16 protein-coding genes are annotated in these 18,133 nt (G+C 51.2%); 4 read left to right on the top strand and 12 right to left on the bottom strand.

The genetic code is table 11. The features are described from left to right. Window positions 1–91: 91 nt before the first annotated feature. The gene (locus CFF01_RS07870) at window positions 92–736 is read right to left on the bottom strand and encodes an MBL fold metallo-hydrolase (RefSeq protein WP_033539195.1); all 645 of its coding nucleotides are present in this window, start codon (window positions 734–736) and stop codon (window positions 92–94) included. Between the two features lie 159 nt (window positions 737–895). Here CFF01_RS07870 and CFF01_RS07865 point away from each other — a divergent pair, with 159 nt between their 5' ends. Together CFF01_RS07865 and CFF01_RS07860 are read left to right on the top strand one after the other, a co-directional pair. Continuing rightward, window positions 896–2,185: an alpha/beta fold hydrolase gene (locus CFF01_RS07865; RefSeq protein WP_088904427.1), complete on the top strand. Its 1,290-nt coding sequence runs from the start codon at window positions 896–898 to the stop codon at window positions 2,183–2,185. Between the two features lie 645 nt (window positions 2,186–2,830). After that, window positions 2,831–3,511, top strand: coding sequence for a hypothetical protein (locus CFF01_RS07860; protein WP_088904426.1), 681 nt, complete (start codon window positions 2,831–2,833; stop codon window positions 3,509–3,511). Window positions 3,512–3,725: 214 nt separating this feature from the next. Here CFF01_RS07860 and CFF01_RS07855 read toward each other — a convergent pair whose 3' ends face one another. The 4 genes from CFF01_RS07855 to CFF01_RS07840 form a co-directional block, all read right to left on the bottom strand. Continuing rightward, entirely contained in the window at window positions 3,726–4,631 is a 906-nt protein-coding gene (locus CFF01_RS07855) for a DODA-type extradiol aromatic ring-opening family dioxygenase (protein WP_232479522.1), read from the bottom strand. A 56-nt stretch (window positions 4,632–4,687) separates the two neighbouring features. Continuing rightward, a complete protein-coding gene (locus tag CFF01_RS07850; RefSeq protein WP_088904425.1) occupies window positions 4,688–5,662 on the bottom strand; it encodes a glutathione S-transferase family protein in 975 nt (324 codons plus the stop codon). Between the two features lie 127 nt (window positions 5,663–5,789). Further along, entirely contained in the window at window positions 5,790–6,236 is a 447-nt protein-coding gene (locus CFF01_RS07845) for a DoxX family protein (protein ID WP_088905904.1), read from the bottom strand. A 389-nt stretch (window positions 6,237–6,625) separates the two neighbouring features. Further along, entirely contained in the window at window positions 6,626–7,534 is a 909-nt protein-coding gene (locus CFF01_RS07840; RefSeq protein WP_088904424.1) for a LysR family transcriptional regulator, read from the bottom strand. Between the two features lie 184 nt (window positions 7,535–7,718). On the opposite strand from CFF01_RS07840, the gene CFF01_RS07835 reads away from it, so the two are divergent. Beyond that, the gene (locus CFF01_RS07835; RefSeq protein WP_033539188.1) at window positions 7,719–7,913 is read left to right on the top strand and encodes a DUF4250 domain-containing protein; all 195 of its coding nucleotides are present in this window, start codon (window positions 7,719–7,721) and stop codon (window positions 7,911–7,913) included. Between the two features lie 206 nt (window positions 7,914–8,119). Here CFF01_RS07835 and CFF01_RS07830 read toward each other — a convergent pair whose 3' ends face one another. After that, window positions 8,120–10,171: a DNA topoisomerase III gene (locus tag CFF01_RS07830; protein WP_088905903.1), complete on the bottom strand. Its 2,052-nt coding sequence runs from the start codon at window positions 10,169–10,171 to the stop codon at window positions 8,120–8,122. A 152-nt stretch (window positions 10,172–10,323) separates the two neighbouring features. Between CFF01_RS07830 and CFF01_RS07825 the strand changes: the two genes are divergently transcribed. Continuing rightward, window positions 10,324–10,614, top strand: a complete 291-nt coding sequence (locus CFF01_RS07825) for a hypothetical protein (RefSeq protein WP_088904423.1) — start codon at window positions 10,324–10,326, stop codon at window positions 10,612–10,614. 101 nt (window positions 10,615–10,715) lie between these two features. On the opposite strand, the gene CFF01_RS07820 is transcribed toward CFF01_RS07825, so the two are convergent. The 6 genes from CFF01_RS07820 to truA all read right to left on the bottom strand — a co-directional run bounded on the left by CFF01_RS07820 (window position 10,716) and on the right by truA (window position 18,095). Next, window positions 10,716–12,833 (bottom strand): methyl-accepting chemotaxis protein, encoded by a 2,118-nt coding sequence (locus CFF01_RS07820; protein ID WP_088904422.1) that lies wholly within the window; start codon window positions 12,831–12,833, stop codon window positions 10,716–10,718. A gap of 189 nt (window positions 12,834–13,022) precedes the next feature. Continuing rightward, window positions 13,023–14,537 carry an amidophosphoribosyltransferase gene (purF, locus tag CFF01_RS07815; RefSeq protein ID WP_088904421.1) on the bottom strand — a complete coding sequence of 505 codons (1,515 nt, stop codon included), beginning with the start codon at window positions 14,535–14,537 and terminating at the stop codon, window positions 13,023–13,025. An 85-nt stretch (window positions 14,538–14,622) separates the two neighbouring features. Continuing rightward, window positions 14,623–15,111 (bottom strand): CvpA family protein, encoded by a 489-nt coding sequence (locus tag CFF01_RS07810; protein ID WP_033539183.1) that lies wholly within the window; start codon window positions 15,109–15,111, stop codon window positions 14,623–14,625. 217 nt (window positions 15,112–15,328) lie between these two features. Further along, window positions 15,329–15,967 (bottom strand): cell division protein DedD, encoded by a 639-nt coding sequence (gene dedD / locus CFF01_RS07805; RefSeq protein ID WP_088905902.1) that lies wholly within the window; start codon window positions 15,965–15,967, stop codon window positions 15,329–15,331. Between the two features lie 36 nt (window positions 15,968–16,003). Continuing rightward, entirely contained in the window at window positions 16,004–17,272 is a 1,269-nt protein-coding gene (gene folC, locus CFF01_RS07800; RefSeq protein ID WP_088904420.1) for a bifunctional tetrahydrofolate synthase/dihydrofolate synthase, read from the bottom strand. A 37-nt stretch (window positions 17,273–17,309) separates the two neighbouring features. After that, on the bottom strand, window positions 17,310–18,095 hold the full coding sequence (truA, locus tag CFF01_RS07795) for a tRNA pseudouridine(38-40) synthase TruA (protein ID WP_033539181.1): 786 nt from the start codon (window positions 18,093–18,095) through the stop codon (window positions 17,310–17,312). Window positions 18,096–18,133: the final 38 nt, after the last annotated feature.

The raw sequence follows: 18,133 nt of genomic DNA, 5'->3' as shown, positions 1-18,133 counted from the left end.
GACGGGAATAAGAAAACAGGTTCAATACGTTGCAAAAGATTTCATTGCATCATGAAGAGCAAAACGGCGACCTAAGGTCGCCGTTATCAGATTAACTCAGCAGCTGGTCGGCAACAAAGGGATTTTGCTGCCGCTCGGCGCCGAAGGTAGAGATGGGGCCGTGACCGGGAATAAAACTCACATCGCGGCCTAACGGCCAAAGCACCTGAGTAATCGACTGGATCAACGCCTGATGACTGGACTGCGGAAAATCGGTACGACCGATAGAGCCTTTAAAGAGCACGTCACCCACCCAGGCCAAGCGATCTGACTCACTGTAGAATACTATATGACCCGGCGTATGCCCGGGGCAGTGCAACACTTCAAGGCTCTGCTCGCCTACGCTGACTTTATCGCCTGCCGCCAAATATTGCGCTGGCTCAAAGGACGCAACGGGCAGAAAACCAAAATGCTTACTCTGCTGTGGCAATGTCTCCAACCAGAAGGCATCGTCCTTATGTGGGCCGACAATAGGTACGCCCGTAGCCTCGGCCAAGGCCTTGGCGCCGCCCACATGATCGATATGCCCATGGGTCAGTAAAATCTTCTCTAAGGTTAAGCCATTATGGGCCAGTTGCTGCTCGATGCGCTCTATATCACCACCCGGGTCGACCACTGCCGCCCGCTTGCTCTTTTCACACCAGATAATGCTGCAATTTTGCTGAAACGGTGTCACGGGCACAATTTGATACTTCATCTTATTCTTCCACTTTCATCCACCTCGGCATAGGTTACGATATCAAGGTAGGATTCTCTAATGACACTGACAAAAAGATTGATCTAGGATAACCTATCGGCGTCATTTAGTACCCTACAAGTCTGCGCTTACAGGCAACATTTCATAATAAGGTTCACCATGTCCGACTCACAACGCCTTGCTGGCATCCATTGTATCAAGCATTATTTTAGCCTGCCCTTAGATCACAGCGCCAGCGACGGTGAAAAGCTAACCATCTTCGCCCGCGAACTGGTGGCACCTGAGCACAGAGAGCGCAAACTCCCCTATCTGGTTTATTTCCAAGGCGGGCCAGGTTTTGGCGCCATCAGACCCGCAGCAAACGGCGGCTGGATAAAGCGCGCCCTACAGGAATACCGAGTGTTATTACTGGATCAGCGCGGCACAGGCCTCTCAAGCCCCATCAACTATGCATCATTAGCCCATCTGGACTCGCAGGCCCAGACCGATTATCTAAGCCATTTTCGCGCCGACAGCATTATCAAGGATGCCGAGCTTATCCGCACGCAGCTGATAGGCGATGAAAAATGGAGCATACTCGGCCAGAGCTTTGGCGGCTTCTGCGTATTGAAATACTTAAACGATGCGCCTCAAGGTCTGATTGAGGCCTATATCACGGGCGGCATCCCCTCGCTCACCCGCAGCGCCGATGAGGTCTATCAGGCCACCTACAAGCGAGTGCTGGCCAAAAACCAGGACTTCTTCGCCCGTTTCCCGGACGCTCAAGACTTAGTTAAACGCCTGGCGGCCTACCTGCAAGAAAATGAAGTACGCATCGCTACCGGCGAGCGACTCACAGTAGAGATGTTGCAACTACTTGGGATCAACATCGGCATGGAGCAAGGCGGCGAGCCAGTATATTACCTGCTGGAACAGGCCCTGATAGAGACGGCCCAGGGCACTCAAGTCAACCCACTGTTTTTGGCTCACTTCTGCCAGCTGCTGGATTACAACACCAACCCCATCTTCGCCCTACTGCACGAGAGCATCTACTGCCAACAAGGCGCCTCAAGCTGGGCGGCCCATAGGGTCAGACAAACCTATGATGAGTTTAACTACCAGGCGGACAAGCCCTTTCTATTTACTGGCGAGATGGTCTATCCCTGGTTCTTCGACCAGTTCACCAACCTCAAGCCGCTAAAACACGCGGCGCACCTGCTGGCAGACAAAACCGATTGGCCCATGCTGTACGATCCCGCCAAGCTGGTCGCCAACCAGGTGCCTGTGGCCGCAGCCATCTACAGCGAAGATATGTTCGTGGAGATGAATTACAGCCTGGAGACAGCGGCTCAGGTCGGCAACCTGAAGTACTGGCTCACCTCTGAATATGAGCATAATGGCATCCGTATGGATGGGGAGCATATTTTGGATAGGTTGATTGGGATTAATCGAGGGGAGAGGTTGAGGTAAATCTGACCATTTACCTTGATGGTCTTTACCTAGGTTTTGATTTGGTTGGTTTGAAAGTGAGTCGGTACTTCTGTATCGGCTCACTTTTTTTATTGATGATCTTATCCCTACATAAACTTTAGCCCTTGCTTAATTTACCCATGTATCGTTTGGCTACCTTGTGATTTGTTAAGGTCATTTGAAGGTCGTACCTTCATCGCTGTTAATTGCCTGCGGCAGGCTTATGTGCAGATACACCTGTGAGACGCCGTGAATAAATCCCTTTAGGCTCTACCGAAACATCCCTGTTTCGGAAGCTCACCGGCGTATCTGCACTAGGTATCTAACGTCTCTTCGATTTGGCTTCATCTGTTTGTTGTTGATACAAGCTATTATTTTTAATGAAAAAAGCGCATTAAAATGTGATGTAGCATATTGAATACCAACTACAAAATAGATTAAAATATCACCACTTAAGGACAGAGCTAGGCCTACTCGAATCAAACATTGACCACGCCATTCAGGGAATGAAAAAGCCAATCTCCACACGCCAATCAACTCCCTTATAAAGTTAACTCTGACCCCATTTATTTACATGCTTGGTCTCCAACCTTACAAGGTAGCGTACCTTGCAAGGTCTCACTAATAAGCTGTAAGGTATTCAGGATGAAGTTTTATATTTCCGGTAAGGTTCTACCAGAAAGAGCCGCAGTTTATTTTTCTGAAATAAAAATGGACATGCAGAAACATGGATGTATGCGAATTTCATGCGATGCTGGTCAATTAAATGCAATCTTTGACACTCCTAACAACGATATTGTTAGCGCAAAATTAACTGTGGAGCATAACGCTCAATTGATCGTTAGTGCTTTAGGATTTTCTCTTAACTGTGGTTACTCTGTTGAAGTAATAAATGTGTTTAGCTCAGAGGAAACAGACAGATCTACAGTTTTTGGTGTAAAAGCTGATACTGAAAATGATTTTGATCAGAACAAAGTATTTAATGCAGCATTATTTTTCTCTACGAAAAACGTCTATTTTAGAATGGCGCTTAGAGACTATATGCGGGCAATAAATGACAGCATGGATTGCGCTTTTTATTGCTATAGAGCTCTCGAAGCTATAACTAAGTCATATAGCATAGGACAAGGTTCACAGGGTTGGCTAGATCTTCATAAAGACCTCGATACAAATCGAGAAGATGTAGATAATAAAATTACAAGGTTTGCAAGCCCGATTAGGCATGGTCGCTGGGCAGAAGCACAAAGTACAACCAGTGCCCAACGCTTGGAGATGCTCACTTACACTCAAGACGTTTTGTTGAAATTTTTGGCAAAAAATACCTAACAAACGCATTAACCACTCGCTGCGCTCGCTTGGGACAAAAACACCCAGGCTCCCTCGCTTCGCTCGTTATTATAGCCTACGTATTTTTGCCCGTTATGCGGGCGTTATCTCATAGAAATTTTTATCCGAAACTGACGAGTTAGAATTAAGGCTTTAACTCAAAAATGTCCAAAAATGAGTTATGTAATGTAAGACCCCTCTACCGCTTCAAGAGTCAATCGAGCCAGGCGTAGGTATCTAGGGCGAGGATTTGTAGTTCGATGCTTTGGTGGAGTCGCAGTGGGGGCTTAGTGGCCTTTTTGCCTGTACTGATGTCAGCGGCATCTGTGTGTCCTGCGCCTAGGGCGACGTAGAAGGGCATCAGGTGTTCTATGCTGGGGTGGTTGAACCTGGCGTTTGGCGCCTGGCGCTCGACATCCAACAGTGCGGGCAGATCTCCTTGGGAAAGCTTATCGGCGATCCAATTCACGAAGCTTTGCATCTTCTCTACCTTTTGCGGGTCGCCGGGGCGGCGAAACAGCTCGCCCAGGTTGTGGCTGATGCCGCCCGAACCCAGTACCAATACGCCGTCAGTGCGCAGGGATTTTACAGCCTGTCCTAACCGGTAGTGATAGCTCACGCCTTGCCTGCTATCGATTGAGACCAGCACCAAAGGGATGTCCGCCTCGGGATAGAGACGGCAGAGCGGCGTCCAGAGTCCGTGGTCCCAGCCAAGCTGCTCATCCAGTTCGGCCTCAAACCCGGCAGTTTGCAGAATCTCCGCGACCTCGGCGGCCAGCTTGGGCGCGCCTGGAGCGGGATAATTGACGCGGTAGAGGGCGTCGGGAAAGCCGTAGAAGTCATGCACTGTACGTGGGCCATCGCCCGATGCGATACGCACCTTACCGCCAATATCCGTGTGGGCCGAGAACACCAGTATCGCCTTGGGCCTTGGCAGTACCTGGCCCAACTCGGCGAGAAACGCGGCATTATCGCTATCATCTAAGGCCAACATGGGCGAGCCGTGAGAGACAAACAGGCTCGGCATGAGCCCGGCAGTGGTTGCAGTCTCTATGGTTGCAGCATTTAGTTGCTCACTCACCTCAGGGGAGATCTGTCTTAAGCTCTTACTTGCGCTCATATTTGTACTCATGTTTGCACTCATGCTTGGTCTCACTTTTAAACTCTTTTCTGAACTCATAAGCTAACCTGGGGGCCGACAGGCACTATGCCCGTTGGATTCAGGGCCTTGATTGAATAATAACCCTGCTTGATATGCTCGAAATTGACCGTGGCTGCAATGCCATCAATGGCATAGATGCGCTGCAGATAGGCCTGTAGCTGCGGCTTCTGGGCGATCAGCTCACGGTTACACTTGAACAGGCCATAGTAGGCGACATCGAAGCGCACCAGGGTCACGAAGACGCGAATATCCGACTCGGTCAGCTGCTCGCCGAGCAAGTAGGGGCGGCCATCGCTCAGGGTCTGCTCCAACTCATCGAGCAGGCTAAAGACGCCTTGGTAAGCTTCTTCGTAGGCAAACTGACTGGTGGCAAAGCCCGCCTTGTAGACACCATTGTTGAGCTGATGATAGAGACGCTCATTCAGACTATCGATATCTTGATGTAGGTCCTGTGGATAGAGGTCCAACGCCGGATTTAATGCCGAGCCGGTCAGGTGATCGAATGCGCAGTTCAACATACGTATGATGTCTGCCGACTCATTATTCACTATGACCTGGCGCTGCTTATCCCAGAGTACGGGCACGGTCGCCCTACCGGTAAATTGTTGGTCCACCTGGGTATAGAGCTGATGCAGATACTTGTGGCCATTGAGGCTGTCTTGGTCAGCATAGATCTTACTGTCTGGCGCGCCGCCAAACTGCCAGCCCTGATCCGAAAGCACGGGGTTGACCACGCTGACGCTGATAAAGTCAGTTAATCCCTTGAGCGCTCTCACCATCAGGGTACGTGAGGCCCAGGGGCAGATATAGGCGACATAGAGATGATAGCGACCCGCCTCCGCCTTGAAACCGCCCTCACCCGTAGGGCCAGCCTTGCCATCCGGGGTGATCCAGTTGCGAAAACTACTGCTCTGGCGTACAAATCGTCCCTGCTTATCTTGCGCCTGCACAGGTTGCCAGGCCTCAGCCCATTGACCATTAACTAACATGGATGGCTCCTTAGCTCTTATTCGACAAGGTTGAGTAGAATCTATTAGGTAAAAGGCATCAAAATCTATGCTTGGTTCCTGATGCCTAATATGTGTTACTTAGTCTACGATGCTTAGTCTGTGATGCTTAGCTTTTAAGACGCGCTGTCAGTATGGCATCGACCGAGTAGCGTCCGCCGCCCTGCAGCGCCAGTGATAAAGAAGCCGCCAGTAGAATCAAGGCAAACTCATAGCCGTTGTTAGAGACAAACAGGCCGTTACCCAGATGCACCGTCATGGCGACCGCCATAGTGAATGCCGTCAGCGCAGCAGCGGGTCGAGTGAGTAATCCCAGTACCAACGCCAGACCACCAAAGAACTCGGCGCTACCCGCCAATAGAGCCATGAGATAACCTGGTTCAAAGCCCACGCTTGCCATCCACTGCCCTGTACCTTCCAGGCCGTAACCACCAAACCAACCGAAAAGTTTCTGGGCGCCATGGGCGGCCAAGATAAGCCCTAGGGGCAGGCGCAGTACCAAAGGGGCCAGTCCTGCATCGCTGTTAAGTAGTTTGATTAACGTTTGCTTGTTCATAATGATCTCCTCAAAGATGTTTGGTTTGCAGCCTTTCGCTTGGATTAGGTATAAGCCATTGGCCATTCGCTGCCGATGAGGTAAATGTAGCTCTCAACGTTAAATTGATAAACATCGCCATCATTTAATAATTAGCAACAAAATAGCGATAATAAATAGAGATGCCAGATAAGGCTTAGAGACTAAAGCTTAGAGATTACGGCCTAGAGATTAAGGCCTAGAGATTAAGGCCTAGAGATTAAGGCCTAGAGATTAAGGCTCAGAGACTAAGGCCGGGGGAGCTGGGGCTTAAAAAAACTGGATTTAGGGCTTAGGGCTTAGGGCTTGAGCACAAGAGAGCTGGCTAAAGCGAGAAAGCTGGCCAGAGCGAGAAAGCTGATTAGCGCCAGCTAGTCGTCTATCGCATCCCAGTATGGGGTCTTGCCATAGTATTGGCTCAGGGCGTCGACAAAACAGCGCACCTTGCTGGCGAGAAACTTACGGTGCACATAGACGGCGTATAGGCCAAAGGGCTCAGGGGCATAGTCGGTCAAAATTGCCTTGAGTTGACCGCGCCGCAATGCCTTACTCACGAGAAAAGTGGGCTGCACCACTATGCCGCGGCCCGCAATAGCCGCCTCTACCAGCATGTCACCATTATTACAGGCAAAATCGCTTGGGATCTTGAGCGCAGAGAAATGCTCGCCAAACCGACCGAAAGCCGCGCCCAGATCTGAGTAGCTAAAATGCAGATAGTTGTGATGGACAAGATCCGCCGGGGTCTTGGGTTCACCGCGCTCGGCCAGATATGCTGGCGAGGCGCAGACAACTAGCTTGATCGGGGTGAGCTTCTTGGCGATCAGCGAGGAGCTTGAGAGCTGACCTATCCGCAGCGCCACATCGACGCCATCTTCCAACAGATCCACCTTTTTGTCGGTCAGGGTGATATCTAACTTAACATCAGGATGTTGCTGCTGAAATTTCACGAGTGCGCTTGGCAGGTGATGAATGCCAAAGGACATGGGCGCGCTGACCTTTAGCAAACCCGAGGCGGTCTCGCTAAGGTTGGTCAAGGCATTGTCCATCTCTTCGATATCGATAAGCACCTGCTGGCAGCGCTCGAAATAGGCCCTACCCGCCTCGGTCACATTGACCCGTCTCGTGGTGCGATTAAGCAGGCGCACCTTGAGATGCTCCTCAAGCTGAGAGACATATTTGCTGACCAGCTGAGAGGAGAGCCCAAGCCTGTCGGCCGCCTTGGTAAAGGAACCCTCCTGCACCACGGCCGTAAAGGCCTTCATGGTATCGATTCTATCCACCGCCCGCTCCTCAATTAGTCAGCTTATGTTGATAATCAGAGACAAAATAGCCCATTTACCAAAATAAAAGAAGGTAATTTAAAATCAGTAAAACAATCAGTATAAGCTGTGCACGCCGTTGTCAGCCCATAAAAACTGGGCTAAACCTATAACAGATGCATATCAAGATAAGCAGGAGACAAAGATGGATTACCACTTAACTCAGCTAAGCGGCGATATACTTGTGGGAATAGTTAACGAGCAGCTCAGACTGAACTGCCAGGATAAACAGGAACTCTTTTACCAGTTAGATATTCCCAAAGAGCAACTGGAGCAGAAGTTGGCCGCATCAGGCTTTGAATATGACCCCATCAGCAACCAATACCGAGCCTGCAGATAAAAGCTTTCACAGCAATTATCTGCCACGATAGCAACTCTTGGGGCCTCTGAGCCCCTGCTCTCAATGAAGCAACTCCCCGACTGCGCTTGTGCCCTGCAACAGAGCAAGCATTAAGTTTGGCCGTACTGAGATGCAAAGTTGCATTAATGGGTATGCACTCAGGCTTTTGCTTAGGCCTATGCTTAAGCTCTTGCTTAAGTTCTTGTTTAGGCCCTTGCTTTAGATGAGCGCGGTTTAGCCATTCCTCTAGCATTCCCCTTGGAGGCTGTTTTAGCGCTTCCCTTAGCCGCGCCGCTATTCTTGCCGCTCGTATTGCCTTTGCCACCTGCAGTGCTGCTACGTCGATTTCCATAGCCGCGCTTCTTAAACTGGCTCTTAGGCGCCTCGACCCCTTGTAATGCCTTGGGCAGCTGGGCCCCCGCCTGCATGATAAGTCCATTAAGCGACTCGATAAGCGGCGCCATAAAGCTTAAATATTTCGCCTCTTTACGGCTGATGGCATCTAGGTGACTCTCCCACAGCGCCGTCATATCTGGCGTAGTTGCCGACTCTGGCAGACTATTGATGAGTCCACGACCGACCGCGGTGGAGACAATAGATTTCCCCTGACGCGCCAAGAAGCCGCGCTTAAACAGAAGCTCGATGATCCCAGCGCGAGTCGCCTCTGTACCCAGGCCATCTGTTTCTTTTAGGATCTTGCGGATCTCAGCATTAGTGACATAGCGGCTGATCCCCGTCATGGCGCTGAGCAGAGTCGCATCGGTGAAAGCCTTAGGTGGCTGGGTCTGCTTCTCGATAAGCTCTCCCTGCCCCGAATGCAACGCCTGTCCCTTATGCAGCGGTGGTAACTGGGCCAGCCCCTCTTCCCCTGCACTCTCTGCTTTGTCATCGCTACGCTTGGGAAACAGCTGCTTCCAGCCAAGGGCGATCTCTTGTTTTGCCTTGGTATGAAAATGCCCCCCGGCGATCTCCACCTCGACCTGGGTCTCATGATAACGGTAGACAGGGTAAAACTGCGCCAGATATTGGCGGGCCAGTTGCAGATAGATTTGCCGCTCGGCCTGGCTTATGGTGCTCAGGTTAGCCACCTTCTCGGTCGGTACTATGGCGTGGTGAGCGTCCACCTTGGCATCATTCCAGGCCTTGGAGACTATCTTAGGATCTGGCGCATCACACTGGGCCGTAAGCTCGCCCGCGCCCTTGAGCACGGCGCCTATCACGCTAGGGGCTAAGGCCAATTGCTCCTTGGGCAGATAGCGGCTGTCGGAGCGCGGATAGGTGATCAGCTTATGTTTCTCATACAGAGACTGACAGGTATCGAGCACCGCCTTGGCACTCATACCAAAACGCTTGGCCGCATCAATCTGCAGCGACGACAGGTTATAGGGCAGCGGCTGCCCCTGCTGCTTATCTTTTGCCTTTAGGTCGCTCACCACTGCCGCCTGCTCGGTTATACGCCCCACCACATTTTCTGCAAGACGCCGCGACAACACCCGTCCCTCTTCGTCCATATAGGGCTGGCAGGCCTCACTGGGTTGCCACTTGGCCTTAAAGTGAGCCTGCTCTTGAGTATAGAGATTGGCGAGCACCTCATAGAAAGGCTTACTGACAAAGTTTTCAATCGCCTCATCACGACGCACGACTAAACCGAGCAGCGGCGTCTGCACCCGGCCGACAGAGAGCACGCCCTGATAGCCCACCTTTCGCCCCTGTAACGTATAAGCGCGGGTCATATTCATGCCATAGAGCCAATCGGCACGGGAACGCGCCAGGGCCGAGGTCGACAGAGGGATAAACTCGCGGTTGCTGCGAAGCTGCCCCAAGGCACGTTTCACCGCCTGGGGGTTAAGATCGCTCACCAGCAGACGCTGGGTCTGATTGAGCTTATCCCCTTTTACGCCCAGATAAGCGATCACCTCATCCACCAGCAATTGACCTTCTCGATCGGGATCACCGGCATTGACCAGTTGGCTCGCCTGCTTAACAAGCTTTCGCAGTACACTGAGCTGGCCCCGGGTCTTGCTCTTGGGAGTCATCTTCCACTGCTGTGGCACAATAGGCAGGTGCTCGAACGACCAGGACTTAAAGGCAGGATCATAACTATCGGGCTCGGCCTGCTCTAACAGGTGACCTATGCACCAGGAAACAGTGTCGCCATTGGCCGCGGTGATATATCCCTCCCCCTTCTTGAGGGGCTTAGGTAACACGTCGGCGATCGCCCGACCTAAGCTGGGTTTCTCTGCTATGTAAAGGATCATGTTGGCATCAATTACTGTATAAATTAACAGTAACTTTAAACCACTCGCGCCGTCGGCGCAAATGTAAGAAGCCAATCTGATGCTTACGTGTAAATTTAGTTGAGAACTATTCTCATTAAAGAGTAGCCTAAGGTTAATTCACGGAGGCTAATATGCACACACGACTCAAGACCCCCTACCGACCCGACCGCTTGCTGATTTACGCTATGCTAATGGCGACGGCATTGGTCCTGCTTTTGATGCCATACTCGCAAGTGACTTGGCATGCCGCTCCCCTGCCACTATTTAGCCTGCTGCTTCTGCTAAGCTGCGCCGTAACCTTGCTGGCAATCGCTCGGCGTAGCAGAGTGCATCGTACAGCGCTTACCCTGCTCTTTAGTATTTGGTTACTGGTATGGTTCAGCCAGGGACTGCTGCTTCCCTTATCATTTCGCAGTGGCTAGCCAATGCACTCTTCGACTCACGAGATAAGATTCTAACGATACAAATTAAAAAGGCGCCTCATCAGAGACGCCTAGCTAGCCTAAAAGCTTAGAGGATTAACTTAGGTTTTTAACTTGCCCAGCTGCTGATGCTGCTGCTCAACTAAAGCCGCCAGACTGGCACTGCTTTGCTGCGCCTCATCGGCCAAACGTGCCAGCTCAGAAGCGGAATCGGAAATACCCGTGATATTACGGTTAACCTCCTCAGTCACCGCGCTCTGCTCCTCTGCAGCCGTCGCAATATGCGTCACCTGACCTGAGACCTCCTGAATTTGACTCACAATAGTGTTGAGTGAACTTAAGGCCGACTCGGTTTGCGCCACCGCGCGCTGTGCGCCATCTACCCCTTGGTCGATGATTTGTGAGGCACTGGTGACCTCTCGCTGCAATGACTCGATTAACTTACTAATCTCATCGGTCGAACTCTGCGTCTTAGACGCTAGCGCCCGCACCTCATCGGCCACCACGGCAAAACCCCGTCCTTGCTCTCCGGCGCGGGCCGCCTCGATGGCGGCATTGAGGGCCAGCAGGTTAGTCTGCTCGGCAATGGCGCTAATCACCTCAAGGATCTTGCTGATATTGGTGCTGCTTTCCGCCACCTTACCTACGGCCTCCTTGGCCAACAGCGATTCTTGGGACATTTGGGTCACATACCCCATGGCCTGACTCAGGCTGTCTTCGCCGGCTTTGACATTAAGGCTCATCGCCTCTGTTTCCGAGGCCGTCTGCTCAGATGCCTTAGCCACCTCAAGCGCCGTGGCACTCATCTGATTCACTGCGGTTACCACGCTCTCGATATCACTGTATTGACGATTAACACTGTCATGGGTCTGCTGAGCAATATCTGCCGCCACCTGACTTTCGGCCTGTGAGCGCGATGCCAAATCTTTCAGCTCACTGATCAATAACCTGAGCTTAGTAATAAAACCATTAATGCCGCCGCCTAAGGCGATAAGCTCGGCGTGAGATTCAACCGTCACCTGCTGAGTCAAATCCCCCTCGGCACTGGCGAGGTTCTCAACCCGGCTCTGAATCACTTTAAGAGGTGCGATTATCGAGCGAATCACCACACTAATGGTCACTATGGCGATCACAGATACTACGGCGCCGACCATCAGCAACAGGCTTCCCAGAGAACTTGCCATAGCAGACATAGATGCGTCCATGGCATTAGCGGCCTGGTAGGCATCTTCCTTATCCACTTCAATCACCAGAGACCACTGCGCCTCAGCAAGTGGAATGTCGATAGGAAACGCCACAACAATACTTTTTTCCTGCTCAAGATAGCCTCCCTGACGGTGCAGCCCAGTCAACTGTGAGGCTAACTGAGACGAGATAGACTCAGACAAGGGCCGCGCCTTCTTATCATAATGACTAGCCGCGACGACCAAGCCCTGCTGACTAAGCAGCGTCACTTTGGCCTTGCCTTGATAGAGACTGGCCGATAACTCATCGATCAGTTTCTGAAACACTGGCAGGTTAACATCCACACCAATCACACCACGAAAACTCCCGTCTACCACCACAGGCACAGTGAGCGAGGTCATCAGAGCATTATTGCCAGGGCTAATTTCGTACAGGTAGGGCTCCATTAAGCAGGGGCGTTTTTTATCTCTGGCACACAGATACCACTCGGCTTCGCGCACACCAAACTCGTTAAGGGTATCGACATATTTTTCTTGTGCATCATCCACCTGCTGGTGCTCGACGCTGCCATCGCTATTACGGGTGTAATAGATCTCCAGCGAACCCGTCTCGGGTACGCTGTGGCTGACATTGCCGGTATATTCATCATCACGGCCATCATAACCATTGCGATCGAACTGGGCGTACATGGAGGAGAGCTGGCTATTCTTTTTCAGCACACCAGTCACCGCCTCTTCAACTCCATTACGAGAGAGGGGCTGAGAGCTAGCGCTCTGCTCCATCATGCCGGCAAAAGAATAGGGGATCCGATAAGCCTCGTTGATAAAACCCGCCACTCGTTCACCGTACTCACTGGCTCTGGCACTTAGACGCTGCCGCGTCTCGTTATGTAGGGTGGTTTGCACCTGCTGCGCCAGCTGCGCATTCTTATCACTTAAGGACCACCAGAGGCTAAAAGAGAGAATGGCAACGATGATCAAAAACAGTGCAGAGGTGATCCAAAGCAACTTAGTACTGATGGACAATTGTTTCATTTATCACTCCTAAGGGTGGCTACAGGCATGAGGCGATGCATGTTCAATTATTAAAAATAGCACTAAAGCATTAAAACACCATGCTATCAGGCATTTAATTAGGGCTACAGAGGGAGTGACTTAGCAAAATGTACCATAAAAAAAACCGACCCTTAGGATCGGTTTTTTTGCTCATACCAGTGCTATCCCCTATGGGTGACAGACGTTGTGCAATTCCAGGTTGGTACCGATATCCTTGATGCGGTTGGCCTTGGCATCATCGTTACGTAGCTGGGTTAAATGATCCAGATAGGCTTGGTCAACATCATTGGTGATGTAGTTGCCATCAAACACCGAAGTTTCAAAACGCTTAATATCTGGGTTTTGCTGACGGACGGCTTCGATCAGATCTTCTAGATCTTGGAAGATAATACCATCGGCACCAATCAGCTTATTGATCTCATCGGCGTCGCGACCATGGGCGATCAGTTCGCTCGAAGTCGGCATGTCGATACCATAGACGTTAGGGAAGCGGATCTCAGGGGCTGCAGAGGCGAAATACACCTTCTTGGCACCGGCTTCACGTGCCATCTCGATGATCTGCTCAGAAGTAGTACCGCGCACAATAGAGTCATCCACCAGCAGCACATTCTTCCCCTTAAATTCGGCGTTAATGGCGTTAAGCTTACGGCGCACTGACTTCTTACGCTCCTGCTGACCAGGCATAATGAAGGTACGCCCGATATAACGGTTCTTCACGAAGCCCTGACGGTATGGCAAGTCAAGATTACGGGCGATCTCAAGGGCGATATCGCAAGAAGTTTCAGGAATAGGGATCACCACGTCAATATCGTGATCTTCCCACTCTTTCTTAATCTTTTCACCCAGCATGGTACCCATGTTCACACGGCTACCATAGACTGACACCTTATCGATAGTCGAGTCAGGGCGGGCAAAGTAAACGTATTCGAAGATACAAGGTGAATAGCTAGGCGACTTGGCGCACTGGCGGGTATAGAGTTGGCCATCAAGTGAGATATAGATAGCTTCACCCGGCGCGACATCACGCATTGTCTCAAAGCCGACGGCATCGAGTGCGACACTCTCAGAGGCCACCATATATTCGGTGCCCTGCTCTGTCTCATGCTTACCCAGTACCAGAGGACGAATACCGTAAGGATCGCGAAACGCTACCAGGCCTTGACCGATAATCATTGCCGCCACAGCATAAGCACCACGAGTCACATCGTGTACCTTAGTGACCGCCTCAAATACCTCATCGGCAGTCAGGAACTGACTATTGGTGTGTTGCAATTCATCTGCTAACAGGTTGAGCAGTACCTCAGAATCAGAGGTCGTATTAACGTGACGGCGCTGCTTCAGCAGGCGTTCGTGCAACTCAACCGTATTGGTCAGGTTACCGTTATGAGCCAAAGAGATACCAAATGGCGAGTTAACATAAAAAGGCTGCGCCTCTGAAGCACTTGAGCTACCCGCAGTTGGGTAACGTACGTGACCTATGCCCGCAGAGCCTTGCAGACGCTGCATATGCTTAGGTTCAAAAACGTCTCTTACCAGACCATTGGCCTTACGCAATCTAAACGCATTACCATCTACGGTGACAATACCCGCAGCGTCCTGGCCACGATGCTGTAGCACAGTAAGTGCATCATAGATTGTCTGATTAACCGATGATCGGCCAACTATTCCGACGATACCACACATGGGTAGGTTTCCTCATTTTAAGATGTTCTGATAATTATTATGTTCGCCTTTGCTCTGGGCAGAGGCGTTAATCCGCTTAAGATTGTTATATTTTGGGTACAAAGCTTGAGGTGTTTTCCACATAGTCAAAAAACCATTGGATAACCACTCCGAATTCGGGAACCAGCTGCGAGCTGGCCCACCAATCTGTTTTGGGCGCGCCGGTAAACGCATCCAAGAAAAAGAGTATCGCGCTGACGATCAAGGCGCCGCGCAAGGCACCGAAACAAAGGCCCAGCACTCTGTCTGTGCCCGACAGGCCGGTCTTGGCCACCAACTGGCCGATAAGATAATTAACCAAAGCGCCGAGGATAAGAGTTGAGACAAAGAGGATAGCGATGGCAATGCCATTGCGCACAAACTCATCTTTCATCTGGGTCAGGTAGACGGCGAGGTCTTCATAAAACTGACTTGCAACAAAGAAGGCGGCAAACCAGACCACGAGTGACATAGCCTCTTTAACGAAACCACGAAGTAGACTAATTAAAGTCGAGATTGCGATAACCGCAATAATGGCATAATCGATCCAAACCATTGAATAAGGTGATCCAGCATTAGCATTAAGACGGCGGGATTTTACCAGAGACTGAAGACATTCTCACCCCCTAGCCTGATTTAAAATTGATTTAGTTTATCCGCAATTACGGACACTGAATTCTGAACTCAATCCACCTCTCCTTAACCTTAGAATAAAAAAGCCCAGGCAATTGCCTGGGCTTCGTATCTCATATCGGGACCATTATAGCAGCGGACTATAGCAGCGGGTTATAGTCGACCACAGCCGATTTAAGACCGGTAAACTTATCCAGCTTGGTCTGCAGTTTCTGCAATTTCGCCTTAGAGATATCCGGCCCCACAAACACCTTGGTCAACTGACCATCAACAGGTTTTTTCGGCACTGTATAGGCTCGGTAACCTTGGTCTCGCAAACGTTTCACTAGGGCATTAACGTTAGCGGCATTCTTGAAACTGCCCAGCTGAAGCGTGTAGGCTGAGCTAGCGACTGCTGGCTCACTGGTCGCTTTGCTATCCTGCTTTGCCGTTTCAGTCTTACTTGACTCATTTTTGCTTAAAGCTGAATTGCTGGCCTCAGCGTTACTTGAGCCAGAATCACCAGGCTTGGCCGAAGAGGTGCTGCCGTTTGCCGCAGTGCTATCAGTCTCTGATGCTGGCAAGTTCTGATTAAATTGCTCTTCCTGCTCACTGAGATCGATAGGCTCGAATGACTGCAGGGCATTGCTGTCAGATTCAAACTGAGGACGCAAAGGGATCTCGGCAAACTGCTCTTCCTGATGCTGTTTCTTACCGTCTAAGATATCGGGCAGAAAAATGACCCCCAGAGCCACCAATACTATGATGCCGACTAAACGGTTTTGAAACTGGCTCGATATTTTCTCTTGTTTGACTTCTACTTCATCCACCTGCATTCACCCAAGGTCCAATTGCTTAAACTCAGCCACAGTGTAAAAGGAGCCAAACACAATTACCACATCGGATTGGTTAATCTCCTGTTTTAACGCCTGATAAGCATGGCGAACCGATGAAAAAGCCATGGCTTGCTTGCCCTCTCCCAGGTAACTCAGAAGATCTTCTGCCTTGGCGCTGCGTTCGCAGTCAAGATCCGTCAGATACCAGGCATGCACCTGTTCATCGAGCAGACCGAGCACGGCGCGGCAATCCTTATCCTTTAACATGCCGCACAGAGCGAAGATCCGCTGGCCATCATAGGCCTTAAGCAGCTGCGAGAGATAGCGCGCCGCATGGGGATTATGGGCAACATCTAAGATGATCTTAGGCTGCTCACTGACCACTTCGAACCGCCCGCTCAATCTGGCACTGTTCAACCCTGAATTGATTGCGCCGCGGGGCAACTCGGTCTCTAATAGGCTCACCACGGCAACCGCCGTCGCCGCGTTAGCAAGTGGTAGCGTAGGCAGTGGCAGATCGGGGAGTGATAAGTTGCCCAGCACTGCTCCGTTGGCGCTAAAGCACCAGTCGGACTCAGTGACCTGGTAGCTGAACTCATGGTCCACCCGCACCATTTGGGCACCAATAGCATGGGCGTATTCAACCACTGTCTCGGGAAGGTCCGGCTCCCCTATCACCACAGGGCGCGCAGTACGCATGATCCCAGCCTTTTCACGCCCCACCAGCTCCCGGGTGTCACCAAGATATTCCTGATGGTCAAGATCGATAGCTGTGATCACCGCGATATCGGCATCTATGATGTTAGTGGCATCGAGTCGTCCACCCAGACCCACTTCAAGCAGCACAAGATCCAGCTTTGCCTGTTTAAACAGGTAGAGGCCCGCTAAGGTGGCATATTCAAAAAAGGTCAGAGAGGTGGCGCCGCGCGCCGCGTCGATGGCGCAAAACGCCTCAATAAGCGCCTCGTCGCTGGCATCAACCCCATTGATACGCACACGCTCATTGTATTTAAGCATGTGGGGAGAGCTGTATACCCCCACTCGTTGACCCGCCTGCGTCATGATGGCTTCTATCATGGCGCAAGTGGTTCCCTTGCCGTTAGTGCCGGCAACGGTGACCACCTTGGTACTGCCTAGGCTCTGCAGTCCCATGATTTTTGCCACCGCCGAGACACGGCTAAGGCCCATATCAATTTCGGTAGGATGAATAGCCAGCAGGTGTGCCAGCCAAGTATCTAGGCTTGATTGTGCATTGGGTACAGGCGTCATAGCGATATTGGTCTAATTCTTAGGTTTCAATTCAGGGTTAATCGAGCATAAACAGCGGGCCCAGGGCCAGCTTAGGTAAGGCATACTGCTCAGGATAGGTCACATCCACCAGATACAGGCCATTAGGCTTAGCCGTTGCCGCCGCCTTAGTGCGATCTTTTAATGCCAGCAGCTCTTCAATCCAGCTCACAGGTTGACGGCCATAGCCCACCTCAAGCAGGGAGCCGACAATGTTACGTACCATGTGATGCAAGAAGGCATTGGCTTTGATATCGACGCAGATATACATCCCCTGACGCGTCACATTGACCTCGTGAACACAGCGAAACGGGGTGTTGGACTGACATTGAATGGCACGAAAGCTGGTAAAATCCTGCTCGCCCAGCAGGTACTGAGCCGCCTCATGCATCTTGGTTTCATCAATCAGCCCCGGATAATGACTCACCCCAGAGCGGAGGATCCCCGGACGGAACTGATGGTTATAGATCATGTAACGGTAACGACGGGCGGTGGCGGTGAAACGGGCATGAAACTCATCGTCCACCTCCTTGGCCCAACGCACGGCAATATCATCGGGCAAGTTAACGTTAACACCTAAGGTCCAGGCACTCTCTTTACGCACGGCGCTGGTCTCAAAATGGATCACCTGCCCCGTGGCGTGCACACCGGCATCTGTGCGTCCGGCGCATTGAATCGAAATGGGTTCGTTGGCAACAAAAGAGAGCGCTCTCTCGAGCTGGGCTTGTACCGAATCGACTTCGGCCTGACGTTGCCAGCCAAAATAACGGCTGCCATCATATTCGATACCTAATGCTACGCGCATGAAATACCTGTCCTCATGGTTTATTAAAATTTCACTAG

Origin of the sequence: Shewanella marisflavi (genome assembly GCF_002215585.1) — a bacterium.
Classification (GTDB): Bacteria; Pseudomonadota; Gammaproteobacteria; order Enterobacterales; family Shewanellaceae; genus Shewanella; species Shewanella marisflavi.
The sequence above is the reverse complement of the archived record's forward strand: the minus strand, read 5'-3'. Positions and strand labels throughout refer to the sequence as shown.